The sequence below is a fragment of the Lentzea sp. NPDC051213 genome, assembly GCF_044455585.1.
Lineage (GTDB): Bacteria > Actinomycetota > Actinomycetes > Mycobacteriales > Pseudonocardiaceae > Lentzea.
Genome location: NZ_JBITEX010000002.1, coordinates 954,132 through 970,348, shown reverse-complemented (window position 1 = coordinate 970,348; position 16,217 = coordinate 954,132). Strand labels below are relative to the sequence as shown.

The 16,217-nt window shown below is 70.0% G+C and carries 14 protein-coding genes; 12 read left to right on the top strand and 2 right to left on the bottom strand.

Going from position 1 to position 16,217, the window contains the following annotated elements; genetic code table 11:
- Positions 1-22: 22 nt before the first annotated feature.
- From ACIA8G_RS11260 to ACIA8G_RS11225, 8 genes are all read left to right on the top strand, one after another.
- Positions 23-943, top strand: a complete 921-nt coding sequence (locus tag ACIA8G_RS11260; protein ID WP_396418241.1) for a glycine betaine ABC transporter substrate-binding protein — start codon at positions 23-25, stop codon at positions 941-943.
- A gap of 2 nt (positions 944-945) precedes the next feature.
- Positions 946-1,446 carry a formaldehyde-activating enzyme gene (fae, locus tag ACIA8G_RS11255; RefSeq protein ID WP_396418240.1) on the top strand — a complete coding sequence of 167 codons (501 nt, stop codon included), beginning with the start codon at positions 946-948 and terminating at the stop codon, positions 1,444-1,446.
- Complete coding sequence (locus tag ACIA8G_RS11250; RefSeq protein ID WP_396418239.1) at positions 1,443-2,342, top strand: NAD(P)-dependent oxidoreductase; 900 nt, start codon at positions 1,443-1,445, stop codon at positions 2,340-2,342. Before fae ends, ACIA8G_RS11250 begins: the two co-directional genes overlap by 4 nt.
- A gap of 11 nt (positions 2,343-2,353) precedes the next feature.
- Entirely contained in the window at positions 2,354-3,766 is a 1,413-nt protein-coding gene (locus ACIA8G_RS11245; RefSeq protein ID WP_396418238.1) for an NAD-dependent succinate-semialdehyde dehydrogenase, read from the top strand.
- Complete coding sequence (locus tag ACIA8G_RS11240) at positions 3,766-4,533, top strand: SDR family oxidoreductase (protein ID WP_396418237.1); 768 nt, start codon at positions 3,766-3,768, stop codon at positions 4,531-4,533. The genes ACIA8G_RS11245 and ACIA8G_RS11240 overlap by 1 nt, the downstream gene beginning before the upstream one ends.
- Before the next feature lie 22 nt (positions 4,534-4,555).
- On the top strand, positions 4,556-6,034 hold the full coding sequence (locus ACIA8G_RS11235; RefSeq protein WP_396418236.1) for an FAD-binding oxidoreductase: 1,479 nt from the start codon (positions 4,556-4,558) through the stop codon (positions 6,032-6,034).
- Positions 6,031-7,404 carry an FGGY-family carbohydrate kinase gene (locus ACIA8G_RS11230; RefSeq protein ID WP_396418234.1) on the top strand — a complete coding sequence of 458 codons (1,374 nt, stop codon included), beginning with the start codon at positions 6,031-6,033 and terminating at the stop codon, positions 7,402-7,404. The genes ACIA8G_RS11235 and ACIA8G_RS11230 overlap by 4 nt, the downstream gene beginning before the upstream one ends.
- Before the next feature lie 102 nt (positions 7,405-7,506).
- Positions 7,507-9,717 (top strand): hypothetical protein, encoded by a 2,211-nt coding sequence (locus ACIA8G_RS11225; protein ID WP_396418233.1) that lies wholly within the window; start codon positions 7,507-7,509, stop codon positions 9,715-9,717.
- A gap of 69 nt (positions 9,718-9,786) precedes the next feature.
- Here ACIA8G_RS11225 and ACIA8G_RS11220 read toward each other — a convergent pair whose 3' ends face one another.
- Positions 9,787-10,488 (bottom strand): BTAD domain-containing putative transcriptional regulator, encoded by a 702-nt coding sequence (locus ACIA8G_RS11220; RefSeq protein WP_396418231.1) that lies wholly within the window; start codon positions 10,486-10,488, stop codon positions 9,787-9,789.
- 151 nt (positions 10,489-10,639) lie between these two features.
- Between ACIA8G_RS11220 and ACIA8G_RS11215 the strand changes: the two genes are divergently transcribed.
- Together ACIA8G_RS11215 and ACIA8G_RS11210 are read left to right on the top strand one after the other, a co-directional pair.
- On the top strand, positions 10,640-12,961 hold the full coding sequence (locus ACIA8G_RS11215) for a glycoside hydrolase family 3 C-terminal domain-containing protein (RefSeq protein ID WP_396418230.1): 2,322 nt from the start codon (positions 10,640-10,642) through the stop codon (positions 12,959-12,961).
- A gap of 8 nt (positions 12,962-12,969) precedes the next feature.
- Positions 12,970-13,590 carry a TetR/AcrR family transcriptional regulator gene (locus ACIA8G_RS11210; protein WP_396418229.1) on the top strand — a complete coding sequence of 207 codons (621 nt, stop codon included), beginning with the start codon at positions 12,970-12,972 and terminating at the stop codon, positions 13,588-13,590.
- On the opposite strand, the gene ACIA8G_RS11205 is transcribed toward ACIA8G_RS11210, so the two are convergent.
- The gene (locus ACIA8G_RS11205) at positions 13,587-14,903 is read right to left on the bottom strand and encodes a nucleobase:cation symporter-2 family protein (RefSeq protein ID WP_396418228.1); all 1,317 of its coding nucleotides are present in this window, start codon (positions 14,901-14,903) and stop codon (positions 13,587-13,589) included. The two genes, ACIA8G_RS11210 and ACIA8G_RS11205, sit on opposite strands and share 4 nt — an antisense overlap.
- A 77-nt stretch (positions 14,904-14,980) precedes the next feature.
- Here ACIA8G_RS11205 and ACIA8G_RS11200 point away from each other — a divergent pair, with 77 nt between their 5' ends.
- Positions 14,981-15,703: a YqjF family protein gene (locus ACIA8G_RS11200; RefSeq protein WP_396418227.1), complete on the top strand. Its 723-nt coding sequence runs from the start codon at positions 14,981-14,983 to the stop codon at positions 15,701-15,703.
- Between the two features lie 326 nt (positions 15,704-16,029).
- Positions 16,030-16,215 (top strand): thiazolylpeptide-type bacteriocin, encoded by a 186-nt coding sequence (locus tag ACIA8G_RS11195; protein WP_396418226.1) that lies wholly within the window; start codon positions 16,030-16,032, stop codon positions 16,213-16,215.
- Positions 16,216-16,217: the final 2 nt, after the last annotated feature.

Sequence of the window (16,217 nt, the reverse complement as noted above, 5' to 3'; positions counted from 1 at the left end):
CCACCGCCGTAAGGAACCTTCCATGTACAAGCGCGCCCTGGTCGGTGTGCTGGCCCTCGGGCTGGCCGCCTGTTCCAGCTCCCCGAACGCCGCCACCGCCGCGAAGAGCAGTGATCTCGCGGGCCTGTCCGGTCAGATCGGCTCGAAGGACTTCGCCGAGCAGTACATCCTCGCCCACCTGACGACGAAGCTGCTCAACGCCCACGGCGCGACGCTGGAGGCCAACACCAAGCTGGTCGGCTCGGCGAACGTGCGGCAGGCGCTGGAGAACAAGCAGTTCGTCGGCTACTGGGAGTACACCGGCACGTCCTGGATCACCTACAACAAGCAGACCCAGCCGCTCAAGTCCGAGAAGGAGCAGTTCGACGCGGTCAAGAAGGCCGACGCCGCCAAGAACATCGACTGGGTCGCACCCGCGCCGTTCAACAACACCTACACCTTCGCGATCCGCAACGAGAATGCGAAGGAACTGGGCGTCTCGAAGATGAGCGACATCGCCAAGTTGCCGGCGAACGAGCGCACGTTCTGCATCGAGAGCGAGTTCTCCACCCGCGACGACGGCTGGCCGGGCGTCTCCAAGACGTACTCCTTCGACGCGGCCAAGGACGACGTGAAGCTGCTCGACACCGGCGTCATCTACACCGCCACCAAGGACGGCAAGGACTGCAACTTCGGCGAGGTGTTCGCCACCGACGGCCGGATCGCCGCGCTCGGGCTGACCGTGCTGCAGGACGACAAGGCGTTCTTCCCGATCTACCAGGGCGGGTTCACGCTCCAGGCGGACGTGCTCAAGAGCCACCCGAAGATCGCGGACGTGCTGGCCCCGATGGCGGCGAAGCTGACCACCGCGGAGATGCAGAAGCTCAACGCCAAGGTCGACGTGGACGGCGCCGAGCCGGACGAGGTCGCGCAGGAGTGGCTGACCGCGCAGGGGTTGATCTGACGATGCAGATCGGAGAGAGCTTCGTCGGTGAGGGCGTCAACGCCGCCCACATCAACACCGTGCTCGGGCACCGCGAGGGCCCGGCGGGCACCGCGTGGGCGACCGCACTGGCCACACCTTCGGCGGGCCACGTGCCGTTCGTCGCGGTGCTGCGGCCCTCGCTGCCCGTCAAGCCGATGACCTTGTTCGTCACGAAAGCGGCTCCTGCCAACGACGATCACGGTCTGCTGATCTGGGGTCCCGCCCAGGCAGGCGTCGCCGCGGGAGTGGCCGACGCGGTGGCCGAGGGCAGCATCTCGGAGCCGGACGCCTCGACGCACGTGGTGATCGCGGCGGTCTGGGTGAACCCCGGCGCCGACGACGCGGATGTCGTGTACCGCAACAACCGCGAGGCCACCCGGACCGCGCTGGCCAACGGCGCCAAGGACCTGCCGTCCATCAAGGCCGTGCTCGCCGCGTCCCCGAGCAACCCCTTCTACACGCCACCGGAGGACAGAGCGTGAGCCACACCGCAGTAGATGTGACCGTTGGTTTCATCGGACTCGGCAGCATGGGTTCCGGCATGACCCGCAACCTGCAGAAGGCCGGGTTCTCGCTGGTGGTCAACGACATCCGCCGCGACCAGGCCGCCGAGCTGCTCGCAGGCGGCGCCAGATGGGCCTCCAGCCCGGCAGAGGTCGCGGCCGGGAGCGACCTGGTGATCACCATGCTGCCGACGCCGAAGCACGTCGGCGAGGCGGCCAAGGGCATCGTCGACGGCATCGCGCCGGACGGCACGTGGATCGACATGTCCACGTCGGTGCCCGAGGTGGCCGACGAGATCCGCAAGGCGAACCCCGGCCTGCACGTGCTCGACGCCCCGGTCAGCGGGATGTCGGTGGGTGCGGCGGCGGGTCTGCTGCAGATCTTCATCGGCGGCGACGAGGCCGACGTGACGCGGCTGCGGCCGGTGTTCGAGGCCATGGGCGACAAGGACCGCATCCTGCACGTCGGCGCGCACGGCGCCGGGTACACGGTGAAGCTGATGCTGAACCAGTTGTGGTTCACGCACCTGGTCGCCACGGCCGAGGTGCTCGCGATCGGCGTCAAGGCCGGTGTCGACCTCGGCGTGCTGCGCAACGCGCTCGTGAACAGCCCGGCCACCAGCAACTTCGTGGAACGGGACGTGCTTTCCGTGCTGGAGCAGGGCGACTACGACGAGGGCTTCGCGATCGCGCTGGCGTGCAAAGACCTCGGACTGTCGCTGGACCTCGCGGGCACGGTCGGGGTGCCGGCCGAGCTGTCCGCGCTGGTCGAGCAGATCTACCGCCGGGCCCGCGCCGCGTACGGCGACCGGGCCGGCGAGATGACGCCGATGAGGCTCTACGAGGACCTCATCGGGGTCGACCTGAGGCTGTGAGGGGACACGCCATGTTGACCAAGTTGTACATCGACGGCAAGTGGACGGAAGCGGTGGACGGCCGCACGTTCGAGGTGCTGGATCCGTCCACCGAGGAGGTGCTGGCCGATGTGGCCGATGCGGGGCCGCAGGATGGACTGCACGCGCTCGACGCCGCCTGTGCCGCCCAGGCCGCGTGGGGCAGAACAGCCCCGCGTGAGCGTTCGGAGATTCTGCGGCGCGCGTTCGAACTGGTGATCAGCCGGACCGAGCACTTCGCCACGCTGATCACCGCGGAGATGGGCAAGCCGCTGGCCGAGTCGCGGGCCGAGGTCGCGTACGGCGCCGAATTCCTGCGGTGGTTCGCGGAGGAGGCGCCGCGGATCTCCGGCCGGTTCACGACCGCGCCGGACGGCCGCAACCGGCTGATGACGGTGAAGCGGCCGGTCGGGCCGTGCCTGTTCGTGACGCCGTGGAACTTCCCCCTCGCCATGGCCACCCGCAAGATCGCCCCGGCCATCGCCGCGGGCTGCACGATGGTGTTGAAGCCGGCCGAACTCACCCCGTTGACGGCACTGCTGTTCGCCGAGGTGCTGACGGAGGCCGGACTCCCCGACGGCGTGCTCAACGTGATCACCACGGCCGATCCTGGCGCGGTCACGGGCCCGCTGCTGGCCGATCCCCGGCTGCGCAAGCTGTCGTTCACCGGATCCACCGCGGTCGGCAAGAAGCTGATCGCGGCGGCGGCCGACCAGGTGCTGCGGGTGTCGATGGAACTGGGCGGCAACGCACCGTTCCTGGTCTTCGAGGACGCCGACATCGACGCGGCGGCGGACGGAGCGGTGCTGGCGAAGCTGCGCAACGGCGGTGAGGCGTGCGTGGCGGCGAACAGGTTCCTGGTCCACGCCGATGTCGCGGAGGAGTTCACAGCCAAGCTGGCCGCGCGCATGCAGACCTACCCGCTCGGCCCGCTGATCGACGGCAGGACGCGGGCCAAGGTCTCCGCACTCGTCGACGACGCCGTGGACGCGGGCGCTCAGGTCGTGATCGGCGGAAAGGCACCGGAGGGCAAGGGTTTCTTCTACGACGCGACGGTGCTCGTGGACGTCCCGCTGACCGCGAAGCTGCTGAGCGAGGAGATCTTCGGGCCGGTCGCGCCGATCATCACGTTCACCGACGAGCAGGAAGCCGTCTGGCTCGCCAACGCCACCGAGTACGGCCTGGTCTGCTTCGCCTACACCCGTGACCTCAACCGGGGTCTGCGGCTCGCGGAGTCCCTCGAGACCGGAATGCTCGGCCTCAACACGGGAATCGTGTCGAACCCGGCGGCGCCGTTCGGGGGCGTGAAGCACTCCGGCATCGGCCGTGAAGGCGGTGCCGAGGGCATCGAGGAGTACCTCGAAACCACCTATGTCGCGGTGAGCGACCCATTCGGGGGAATGTGATGGACTTCGGGCTGGACCTCTTCTCGCTCAAGGGGAAGAACGCCATCGTGACCGGCGGCAACACGGGGCTGGGCCAGGCGTTCGCGCTCGGCCTGGCCGCCGCCGGGGCCGACGTGTTCGTCCCGAGCCTGGTCGCCGACGACGGCGAGACCCAGCGCCTCGTCGAGTCCCACGGCCAGCGGTTCGCGGGGATGACCGCGGACATCACGGCATCCGGCGCGTGCGCCTCGGTCGTCGACACGTGCGTCGAGCAGCTCGGATCCGTCGACATCGTCGTCAACTCGGCCGGTATCAGCCTGCTCGACGATGTGGAGACGTTCGACCGGTCGAAGTGGGACCCGATGATCGCGGTCAACCTGACCGCCGCTTTCGAACTCGCGCACGAGGCGACCAGGTTCATGATCCCCCAGCGGTCCGGGAAGATCATCAACATCGCGTCGCTGTTCTCGTTCCTCGGCGGCCGCCAGTCCCCTGCCTACGCGGCGACCAAGCACGGCATCGCCGGGTTCACCAAGGCCTACTGCGACGAGCTGGCGCAGCACAACATCCAGGTCAACGCGCTGGCACCGGGCTACTTCGCCACGAAGATCACCGAGGCCACCCGCGCCGACCCGGCCACGAACCAGCGCGTGCTCGACCACATCCCGGCCGGCCGGTGGGGCGAGGCGAGCGACCTCATGGGCGCCGTCGTGTTCCTCGCCTGCCGCGCTTCCGACTACGTCAACGGCCACACGCTGGTCGTCGACGGCGGTTATCTCGTCCGCTGACTCTCTCTTTGAAGGCAGAGCCATGTTTCCTGCACCGCCGCACTCCGTGCCCTCCGCTTCCGACCTGAGCCGTCCCGAGATCGTCGCAGGCCTAGTCGACCTGCTCGGCCCTGCCGCCGTCGACACCGACGAGCAGGAACTGCGGGACGCCAGCGTCGACAGGTTCCGCAAGTACACGTCCGTGCACGGCATCTTCACCGGCCCGATCCCGGCCGCGATCGTCCGTCCCGCGACCACCGAGGACGTCAGCGCCGTGCTCAGGTTCGCCAACGACCACTGGATCAACGTCGTCCCGCGCACCGGCCGGACCGCCACCGAGGGCGGGCTGGAGACGCTGGTGGAGAACACCATCGTGCTCGACGGGTCCACAATGGACGAGATCCTGGAGATCGACCCGGTCAACATGATGGTCACCGCGCAGTGCGGCGTCCCGTTGCAGCGCCTGGAGGACACGCTGCGCGAACAGGGTCTGACGACCGGCCACTCGCCGCAGTCCAAGCCGCTCGCGCAGATGGGCGGACTCGTCGCGACGCGGTCGATCGGGCAGTTCTCCACGCTGTACGGCGGCATCGAGGACATGGTCGTGGGCCTCGAGGCGGTGTTCCCGGACGGCACGGTCAGCCGGATCAAGAACGTCCCGCGCCGCGCGGCCGGCCCCGACATCCGGCACGTCGTGATCGGCAACGAGGGCGCGCTGTGCGTGATCACCGAGGTCACCGTGAAGCTGTTCCGGTACCAGCCGGAGCACAACCACTACTTCGGTTTCCTCGTCGACGACTTCGGTGATGCCGTCGAACGCCTGCGCACGCTGATCACCGACGGCTACCGCCCGTCGGTGTGCCGGGTCTACTCCCCCGAGGACGCGAACCAGCACTTCGCCCACTTCTCCCAGAACAAGAACGTGGTCGTGCTCGTCGCGGAAGGCCCGGAAGGCATCGCGCGGGCCACGGCCGAGGCGATCGAGAAGACGTTCGCGGGCACGGCGGCCGTCGAACGGCAGCTGATCGTCGACTGGTTCGACAACCTCAACTGGGGTCAGGACAAGATCGACGCCGAGAAGCGGGCGATGCTGGAGACCCGGCACCTGGGCTACACCACTGAGGTCTCGGTCGACTGGTCCAACGTGCAGCCCCTGTACGAGGCCGTCATGAACCGCGTCCGCACGGAGTTCCCCCGTTTTCAGGACCTCACGATGCTGGGCGCGCACTCGTCGCACAGCTACCAGACCGGCACGAACCTGTATTTCGTGTACGACTACCGGATCAGCTGCGAGCCTGAGGAGGAGATCACCGAGTACCACATCCCGCTCAACGCGATCATCGTCGAGGAGTCGCTGCGGCTGGGCGGCTCGATGGTGCACCACCACGGCATCGGCAAGTACCGCACGCCGTGGACCCGTGAGGAACACGGCAGCGCCTACCACCTGCTGGAGGTGCTCAAGCGTGGCCTCGACCCGAACGGGATCATGAACGCGGGCACGATCTACCCGGTGGAGCCGTGAGTTACCTGGTGGCGATCGACAACGGCTCGCAGAGCACGAAGGTGTCGATCGTCGACGAGGCCGGCCGGGTGCACGCCTGGGCCCAGCGACCGCTGCGACCGTATGCACATCCGGCGCCCGGCCAGGTCGTGCATCCAGAAGACGACGTGTGGGACTCGATCGCGGAGGCCTGCACCGAGGCGTTGCGCGGGTTCACCGGCTCGCTCGGCGAGATCGCGGGCGTGGGGCTGTGCACGATCCGGTTCTGCCGGGCGTTGCTGGGCGCGGACGGGAGGCTCGCGGAGCCGTTGCTGAGCTGGATGGACGACCGGCTCGGCCGGCCGCAGTGGGACGATCCCGCGGTCCGGTACGTCACGACCTCCTCCGGGTACGTGACACACCGGCTCACCGGGCAGTTCCGCGACACGGCCGGCAACTACGAGGGCATGTGGCCGATCGACCACGAATCGTGGCGCTGGCCGGATTCCTCACCGTCCTATGAGGACACCGGGATGCGGCGCGAGCAGTTGTTCGAGCTGGTGGATCCCGGCGCGCTGCTGGGGCACGTGACGAGCGGGGCCGCCAGAGCGACCGGCCTGCCCGCCGGGGTGCCGGTGTACGCGACCTCGAACGACAAGGCCGTCGAGGCGCTGGGCAGCGGGCTCGGCGAGGAGTTGCTGGTGTCGCTGGGCACCTACATCGCCGCGATGACCACCGGTGCACGGCACGTCGTCGACCCCGCTGGCCGCTTCTGGTCCAATTTCGGCTCTGTGCCGGGAAAGTACCTGTACGAGAGCAACGGCATCAGGCGCGGCATGTGGACGGTGAGCTGGTACCGCCAGTTGCTGGACACGGACCTGGGCGAACTGGAGTCCGGTGCCGCGGCGGTCGCACCGGGCTGCGACGGGCTGATGACCGTGCTGGACTGGCTGGCGCCCGCGGACCACCCGCACCGGCGCGGCGCGTTGCTCGGGTTCGACGGCTCCCAGGGCCGCTACCACGTGCACCGCTCGATCCTGGAGGGCATCGCGCTGACCATGCACCGGCACAGCACGTCAATGGCCGGTGCCCTGGGCCGCGAGTTCCCCGAGCTGATCGTCTCCGGTGGCGGGTCGCGGTCGGACCTGATGATGCAGATCTTCGCGGACGTGTTCGGCAAGCCCGTGCGGCGCACCAGGATGAGCGACGCGGCCGGGCTGGGTGCGGCCATCTGCGCGGCGGTCGGCAGCGGCGTGCACCCGGACTGGGACACCGCGGTCAAGGCGATGGTCACGACGGCCGACGTCTTCACGCCCTCACCGGCGGCCGGGGCGTACGCCTCGATCTCGCGCGACCACGCGCGGATCACCGAGTTCACCGATCCTCTGTTCGCATCTATGAACCGGACGTAAGTCCTTCACCGCTAAATGCGTGTTGACCGCGTACATACCGCGTTTCGATCTCCGCTAGGTTTTGCCGGTCCTTGCTGAGGAAGTGCATTCGAGGGTGAAGCGGTGCTGCCGGATTCGGCGTTCAAACGGGCGAGACAGGGTTCAGGTCAGCTCTTCGCGGTCAACAGGCCGCCGGGGGCCGAACGGACGCAGTACCTCGTCCGGGCAGTGGAACTCGCGCGGTCGCACGGGTTCGGTATCGCGTGGGCGAGCTGCCGCGCGGACACACCCGCGTTCTGGCCGTGGCACGCGGTCCTGGCCATGTTGTGCGGCAACACCTCCGCGCTCGACGAGGACGCCGAACCCGAGGCGTGCGCCCGAGCGGTCCTCGCCGCGCTTGCGGGCACACCCGCGTTGATCGTGATCGACGACATCGACCTGGCCGGTGAGCAGGCGTTCCAGCTCACCCAGTTCGTCGTGGGAAGCCTTCACCAGCTCCCAGTGGTCATCGTTGTCACCTCGACCGGTGCGACGGCGCTGAACGACGCGGTGGGGCTGGTCGAACGGGCCCAGACCGCGCTGGCGGCGGGAAGGATCACCGAGGCACGCGACCTGCTCGACAAGGCGGCCAAGGAGGGCGATCCGGAGGCGGCGCTCGGCCTGCCTGGCATGTGGGTCAACAAGTTCCGCAGCCGGGCGGATCGGGCGCTGGCGATCGGCCGCATCCGCGACGCGCTGGCGAACGGTCCCGACGCACCCCTGCGCACGCGGCTGATCGTGCGGCTGGCGGCCGAGCACGCCTACGACCGGCGCGAGACGGAGTGCGTGCTGGAGGCGTTGACACAGGCCAGGAACACCGGTGACCAATTGACCCTGGCCGAGGGTTTGTCGTTGGCACATCACGCCTTGTGGTCTCCGGAGCACACCACGGCCCGGCTCGCGCTGGCTGACGAGCTGATCGCGGTGGCGTCGGCGGCGGGGCTGGACCTGCTGGCGCTCAGCGGCGTGTGCCGGCGGACGATGGACCTGTTCTGCCTGGGCGACCCGCACGCGGAACGGTCGCTGGTCGAGCTGGCCAGGCGCGCGACCGGGAACCCGGCCGTGCTCGTCTTCCACGCCGCGATGGACGTCATGCGGACGATCCGGGCCGGCCGTTTCGCCGAGGCCGAGCAGAAGTCGGTGGCCTGCATGCAGCTGGGCATCGAGGTCGGCGACGTGGACGCGTTCACGTTCCACAGCACGCACCTGTTCGCGATCAGGTGGCTGCAGGGCCGCGGCGGCGAGCTGGTCGACCTGGCCGAGCAGGTCACGCACTCCCCCACGTTGCCGGACCTGGAGTTCAGCTTCGAGGCCGCGCTCGCGCTGCTGGCGCTGGAGGCAGGGCAACCGGACCGGGCGCGTTCGGCGTTGCACCGGCTGACGATCAACGGCCTGGCGGCGGTGCCGTTGTCCAGCACCTGGATCACCTGCATGTTCTGCGTGGTGCACGTGGCCGCCGCCCTCGGCGACACCGGGATCGCCCGCGAGGCCTACCGGTTGCTCGAACCGTTCGCGGACCTGCCGATCGTGCCGGCCACCGCCATCGTCTGCTTCGGCTCCACCGAACTCCTGCTGGGCATCGCCGCCACGACGTTCGGTGACGACGACCTCGCCTCCGCGCACCTGGAACGCGCGATCGTCACCAACATCCGGCTGGGCAACCGGCCGATGACCGCGTACGCCCGCGGGACCCTGGCACAGACCGTCGGCGGTGAGCGGGCGATGGCGTTGTTCGACAGCGCCATCGCCGACGCGACCGAGATGGGCATGACCGAGCGCGCCGCCCAGTGGGCCCGCGACCGGAGTTCGTTGTCCGGCACGGTGTCCATCCGCCGCGAGAGCGGTTGGTGGGTCGTGACGCACAACGGCGGGGAGGTCCGGGTCGAGGACCTGGTCGGCATGCGGTACCTGGCGGAGCTCGTGGCGAGGCCCGGCACCGAGATCCCGGCGCTGGACCTCGTCGGCGGTGAGGACAGCGGCAACCAGTCGGTGCTCGACGAGTCCGCGCGCATCGCGTACCTCGCCCGCATCCGCGACCTCCGCGCACAGATCGAGGAGAACCCGCTGCCGAGGCTCGAGGCCGAGCTGGAGGCGTTGCTCAGCCACCTGGAGCGCGAGACCGGGCTCGGTGGCCGCACCAGGAACTTCGCCGGGCCGGCCGAACGCGCCAGAACCGCAGTGCGCAAGGCGATCCGGCGGGCCATCGACACGATCGCGGCGAACGCACCGTCGACGGCGGACGCGTTGCGGGAGGCCGTGACCACGGGCTACCGCTGTTCCTACCGGCCCAGCTGACCTCGGCCACCGATCGGCAGTCGTGAGCACGGCGGCTCGCCACCCCTCCTGGGCGAGCCGCCGTGCAGCTCATCCGGCCAGCACCGCGGCTTCGCGGCGGCGCAACGCGTCACCGGGTTCCATGCCGAACTCCTCCACCAGCAGCGCCCGCACCCGCCGGTAGGTCCGCAGCGCGTCACCCGGCCGTCCCGCGCGGTGCTGGGCCTGCATCAGCAACTCCCACAACGACTCCCGCAGCGGGTACAGCGCGACCAGCCGTTCCAGCGGCCCGATCGCCTCCGCGTACCGGCCGTCCCGGCACAGCGCCGCCACGTGGTTCTCCTCCGCGAGCGCCAGGGCCTCCCGCAGCCGGACGATCTCCGCGCCCGCCCAGCCCTCGACCGGGCAGTCCGCGAGCGGTTCACCGCGGTAGAGCCGCAACGCGGCCTCGGGTCTGCCGCATCTCATGTGTTCGTCGAACACTTCGACGTCGACCTCGACCTGCGTGATGTCGAGCAGGTAGCCGGGTTCCCTGGTCTGCAGGACACCGTCCGCACCTGCCTGCGCGAGCGCCTTGCGGACCTTCGCGATGTGCCCCTGCAACGTCTTCGTCGCCGTGAACGGCGCATCCTCGCCCCACAGGCCGTCGACCAGAGCCGACCGCGACACCATCCGGCCGGTTCGCAACGCCAGCAACGCGAACACCGCCCGCCGCCGTGCACCCGTGAAGTGCACAGGGCCGTCCGGACCGTGAACTTCGAGTGGCCCGAGCAGCCGTACCGAGAGCTTCATCGTGATTCCCCTCCCCTTGGACATGAGAAGAGGCGTGCCGCGGGTGTGCCACGCCGTGGCACATCTGATCAGGTAACCGCGAGATAACCAGCGGATAACAGACTGATATACCGACCGACCACTCGGTCGGGAGTTCTGGTGTGCTCGTCGCATGGACATCGAGAAGGCGATCGCGCAGCTCACCCTCGCGCGGAAGGTGCGGCTGCTGACCGGGTCCGCCCTGTTCGCGCTGTGGCCGGAGCCGGAGATCGGGCTGGCGAGGCTGAAGATGTCCGACGGCCCCACCGGGGTGCGCGGCGACGAGCTCAGGGGCGGCCGGATCGCCTGTGTGCTCCCGAACGCCACGCTGCTCGCCCAGCACTGGGATCTCGCGCTGGCCCGCGAGGTCGGTGACGTGCTCGCCGACGAGGCCGCCGCCCAGCAGGTGCACGTCCTGCTCGGCCCGACCATCAACCTGCACCGCTCGCCGCTCGGCGGCCGGCTGTTCGAGGCCTACAGCGAGGACCCGCTGCTCACCGGCGCGCTGGCCGCCGCCTATGTCCAGGCCCTGCAGGACAAGGGCATCGCGGCGACGCCCAAGCACTACGTGGCCAACGAGTCCGAGACCGAGCGGCGCACCGCGAGCATGGCGGTGGACGCGAAGGCCTTGCGCGAGCTGTACCTGCTGCCGTTCGAGATCGTCGTCGAGGACGCCGCGCCGTGGGCGATCATGGCCGCCTACAACAACGTCAACGGCGTCCCCGCGACCGAGCACGCCGAACTGCTCGAGGGCGTGCTGAAGGGCGAGTGGGGCTTCGACGGCCTGGTGATGTCCGACTGGTTCGCCACCTCCTCCACCGCCGCGAGCGCGAACGGCGGGCTCGACCTGGCCATGCCCGGCCCCGGCGGGCCGTGGGAGGACAAGCTCGTCGCCGCCGTCGAGGCGGGCGAGGTCGCCGAGTCCACCATCGACGACCACGTGCGCCGGCTGCTACGCCTCGCGGAACGGGTCGACGCGTTCGGCGAACGCTCCTGGCCGACCGGCCTGCCCGCCCCGGACAGCTCTGAGCGCCGCGGCCAGCTGCGCCGGTTCGCCGCGGGTGGCATGACCGTGCTGACGAACTCCGGCGTGCTGCCGCTGAACGCCGGCCGGGTCACCCTGATCGGCAGGCACGCCGTCGACACCGTCGCCCAGGGCGGTGGTTCGGCCGGACTGCGCCCGCCGCACGTCATCAGCATCGCCGACGGCCTGACCGCGGCACTGGGCGACCGGGTGTCCGTTGTGGACGGTGTGGAGGTCAGGCTGCGGCACACGGCGCCTGGTGCCGGGGTGCTGCGCGACATCCGTGCCACGACCTTCGACGCCTCGGGTGCCGTGCTGGCCACCCGGCAGCTCGACGTCGCCGAGCTCGCGGCGTACGGCGGGTGGGCCCAGGGCGCGGCCGCGATCGAGGTGTCCGCCGAGGTCGTGCTGGACGAGCCGGCGCGCCTGCTGGTCGGTGTGCGCGGCTTCGGCCGCTGGACGCTCGACGTCGCGGGCGAGGAGCACAACACGCGACTGGCCTGGGCGGACGGCATCGTGGAGGAGGCGCTGCTCAAGCCGCCGTTCTGGACGACGGAAGCCACGTTGGCACCCGGCGACCGCATCACGGCCCGCGTGCGCGAGGCCGCGGCACTGGTCGGCCTGATCACCCAGCCAGTCCCCCGGCCTCCCGCCGACGCGATCGGCGCGGCCGTGCGGGCCGCTCGCGAGGCGGACGTCGCGGTCGTGGTCGTGGGCCTCACCGACGAACAGGAGACCGAGGGCTTCGACAAGACGACCCTGGCGCTGCCGGGCGAGCAGGACGCGCTGGTCGCCGCGGTGGCGGCAGCCGCCCCGCGCACGGTCGTCGTGGTCAACGCCGCGACCCCGGTGCTGATGCCGTGGCTCTCGCAGGTCGACGCGGTGCTGTGGGCCGGCTTGCCCGGCCAGGAGGCCGGTGACGCCGTCGCGGCGGCGTTGCTGGGCCACATCGAACCCGCCGGCCGGCTGGTGACCACGTTCCCGCGCAACGACGACGTGTTGCCGGTGGTGCCCGCGGACGGAGAACTCCCCTATTCCGAGGGAACCGCGATCGGGTACCGCGGCGCGACCGACCCGTTGTTCTGGTTCGGCCACGGCCTCGGCTACACGACCTGGAGCTACGGCTCAGCGCATCTGTCCACTGTGGACGGCGCCATCGGCTTCGTGTCGGTGGCACTGACCAACACCGGTGAGCGGCCGGGGCGCGAGGTCGTGCAGATCTATCTGCGCCCGTCGGACGAACCGGTGCGACTGATCGGCTGGGCCGTCGCCGACCTGGCAGCGGGCGAGAGCACGCTCGTCGAGGTCGCGTGTTCGCCACGGGTGCAGCGGGTCTGGCAGGACGGCTGGCAGCCCCTGACCGGCGGCGAGGTGCTGATCGCCCGCGGGCTCGGCGACGTTCGCGTTACCCTGCCGGCTGATCAGGAGTGAGGTGAGCCGTGTCGTTCCCACCGAAGTACCGGGCCAGGTCGCGGGTGGACCTCTCCGGCGAGGAGTCCAGGGCGAAGGCGGTCGCCGTCGCCACGGAGCTGTTCGCCACGTCCGGATTCCGCGGCACGTCGGTGGCGGCCGTGGCGGCGAAGACCGGGCTGTCCCAGTCCGGTCTGCTGCACCACTTCCCCAGCAAGGCCGCACTGCTCGCCGCGGTGCTCGAGGAACGCGACCGGCAGGACGGCGAGTTCCTGTACGGCGACACCGACCCGCCGCTGGGCTGGGCGGCGTTCGACGCGCTGACCGCACTGGTGGCCCGCAACTCGACCCGCCCGCAGCTGGTGGGCCTGTTCGTGCGGCTGGCCGCGGAGGCCACCGAACCCGCGCACCCCGCACACGCGTGGGTGCGGGAACACTACGCGGGCACGCGGAACTGGCTCACCGACGCCGTCCACATCGGACAGGAACGCGGCGAGATCGCCGCCGCGGCACCGGTCGGCACCATCGTGCGCACGACGATCGCGGTGATCGACGGGTTGCAGCAGCAGTGGCTGCTCGACCCTGAGGTGCGCATGGCGGCGGAGTTCGAGGCGTTCGTGGCGACATTGCGTGCCCGCTGGGGTTCCTAGGTGGGCTGACGCACTCGGCCGGTGTGGTTGAACAGCAGGTTGAGCACGAACGCGGTCAGCGCCGCGCTGGTGATGGCGCTACCACCGATCACCTGTGCCCACGTGGGGAACGACTGGTAGATCTTCGGTGCCACGACCGGCAGCAACCCCACGCCGATGGTGACCGCGATGATCAGCAGGTTCGCGGTGTTCTCGAAGTCGACCCGGCTCAGGATCCCGATGCCGACGGCCGCCACCGTGGCGAACATGACCAGCCCGGCCGCGCCGACCACCGGCCCCGGCAATGCCGCGACGATCTCCCCGAGCTTGGGCACCAGGCCCAGCAACACGAGGATTCCGCCGGCGACCGCGGCGACGTAGCGGCTGCGGACCTTCGTGATGCCGACGAGGCCGACGTTCTGGCCGAACACCGTGTCCATGAACCCGTTCATGATCCCGCCCAGCATCCCGGACACGCCTTCTGCCGCGAGGCCGCGGGCCAGGTCGCGGGAGGTGACCGGGCGGCCGACCATCTCGCCGACCGCGAGCATGTCGGCGGTCGACTCGGTGAAGGTCACCAGCATCACCACGCACATCGAGATGACCGCGGCGAGCGGGAACTCCGGCGCCCCGAAGTGGAACGGCGTCGCGATGCCGAGCCAGGCGGCGTCGCCGACCGACGAGAAGTTCGTCATGCCCAGGAAGATCGCCGCGATCGTGCCGCCGACGAGGCCGATCAGCACGCCGAGCTGGCCGAGCAGGCCGCGCGCGAACCTGCCGACGAGCACGATGATCAGCACGATCCCGCCGGCCAGCACGAGCTTCGCCGGTGAGGCGTAGTCGGCGGCCGCCGGATCCAGGCCGGTGATCAGCCCGGCCGCGACGCCGATGAGCGACAGGCCGATCACCGTGATCACCGAGCCGGTGACGACGGGCGGGAAGAACCGGACGGCCTTGGCGAACGGCACGGCGATGAGCAGCCCGAACACCCCGGCCGCGAGCATCGAGCCGTACACGGCCTGCACGCCGTACTGGCCCGCGATCAGGATCATCGGGGTGACCGCGGTGAACGTCGCGCCGGCCACGACCGGCAGCCGGATGCCCAGCACGTTGCCGATGCCGAGCGCCTGCAGCAGCGTGATCAGGCCCGCGACCAGCAGGTCCGCGTTGACGAGCAGGCCGATGGTGCGGACGTCGAGGCCCGCGGCGGCGCCGAAGACGAGCGGCACCGTGACGCAGCCCGTGTACATGGCGAGCACGTGCTGCAAACCGAGCAACCCGAGCCGGGCAGGCGGCAGCACCTGGTCGACCGGATGTTTGAGTGCGGTCTCCATGCACATCTTCTAGTGCCTGATCATTGCGGCGTCGTCACGGCGGGGAGAACTCGCCCGCTCAGCGGTACTTTGGACTCATGATCGAGCCGGTCACGCCGCTGACGCCGCGCCCGGTGCGGTTCGCGCCGGTCGGCCAGTGGTGGCGCGACGTGACGTTCGTGCACTGGGCGGTGCCACCGGAGGCGGTCGCCGGCTTCCTGCCGGACGGCACCCGGCCGGACGTGCACGACGGGCTCACCTACATCGGACTGGTGCCGTTCCGGATGCATCCGATCGGCGGTCGGGTCGGGCCGCGGCTGCCGTACATCGGCACGTTCTGCGAGACCAACGTCCGGCTGTATGCAGTAGACAAGGCGGGCCGGCGCGGGGTGGTGTTCCTGTCGCTCGACGCGAGCCGCCTCGTCCCCGTGCTGGGCGCCCAGATCAGTTCCCGGCTGCCGTACAAGTGGTCGTCGATGCGGCTGGAGCGGACCGGCGACGTGCTCACCTACACCAGCCGGCGCATCTGGCCGGGCCCTCGGGGCGCGTCGAGCCGGGTGGTCGTGCGGGTGGGGCCCGCCGCGGAGACGAGCGAGCTGAGCCGGTTCCTGACCGCACGCTGGGGTCTGCACGTGTCGTGGCACGGCAGAACGATCTACCTGCCCAACGACCACCCGGAATGGCGGCTGCACGAGGCCGAACTGCTGGAACTCGACGACTCGCTGGTCGCGGCCGCCGGTCTGGCGGTCCCGGCGGGACCGCCGGTCAGCGTGCTGCACTCCCCTGGCGTACCGGTGCGGTTCGGCCTGCCCTCCCCCTGAGGGTGGTGGCCCGGTTCAGTCTGGGGGACCCGCCCGGGCCACCGGCCTTGCCAGGTGGCCGACGTGTGCGGTGACTTTCACACGTCGGCCGGGTTCTTGGGGGAACCGGACCCGGTAACTGCACCAACCCCCAACTGCCCGGGCTTTTCAGGGCCCGGCGGCGCAGGTACCGGATCTGGGGACCACTCTGCCAGGCGGTGCGCACAGATTTCGCCCAGACCGGCAACGTCGTGGTCCGTGCGATCAAGCAGGGCGCGATCGGTGCCGGATCGCGCTTTGTCAACCTGCCCGGACGGCCCCCTGGCCCGTTCGGAAGGGACAACTGAATGAAGGACCTGAACTTCGAGATCGATGATCTCGACCTCGGTGAACTCGCCGTGACCTCGATGAGAGATTCGGTGGCACTGCCCGAGTCCGGCGCCTCCGGCGGAGGCTCGTGCAACTCCTGCTCGTGCGGCAGCTCTTCCTGTTGTTGCTGCCAGCCACCTGTCTCTGAACTTCCTCAAACCTGAGA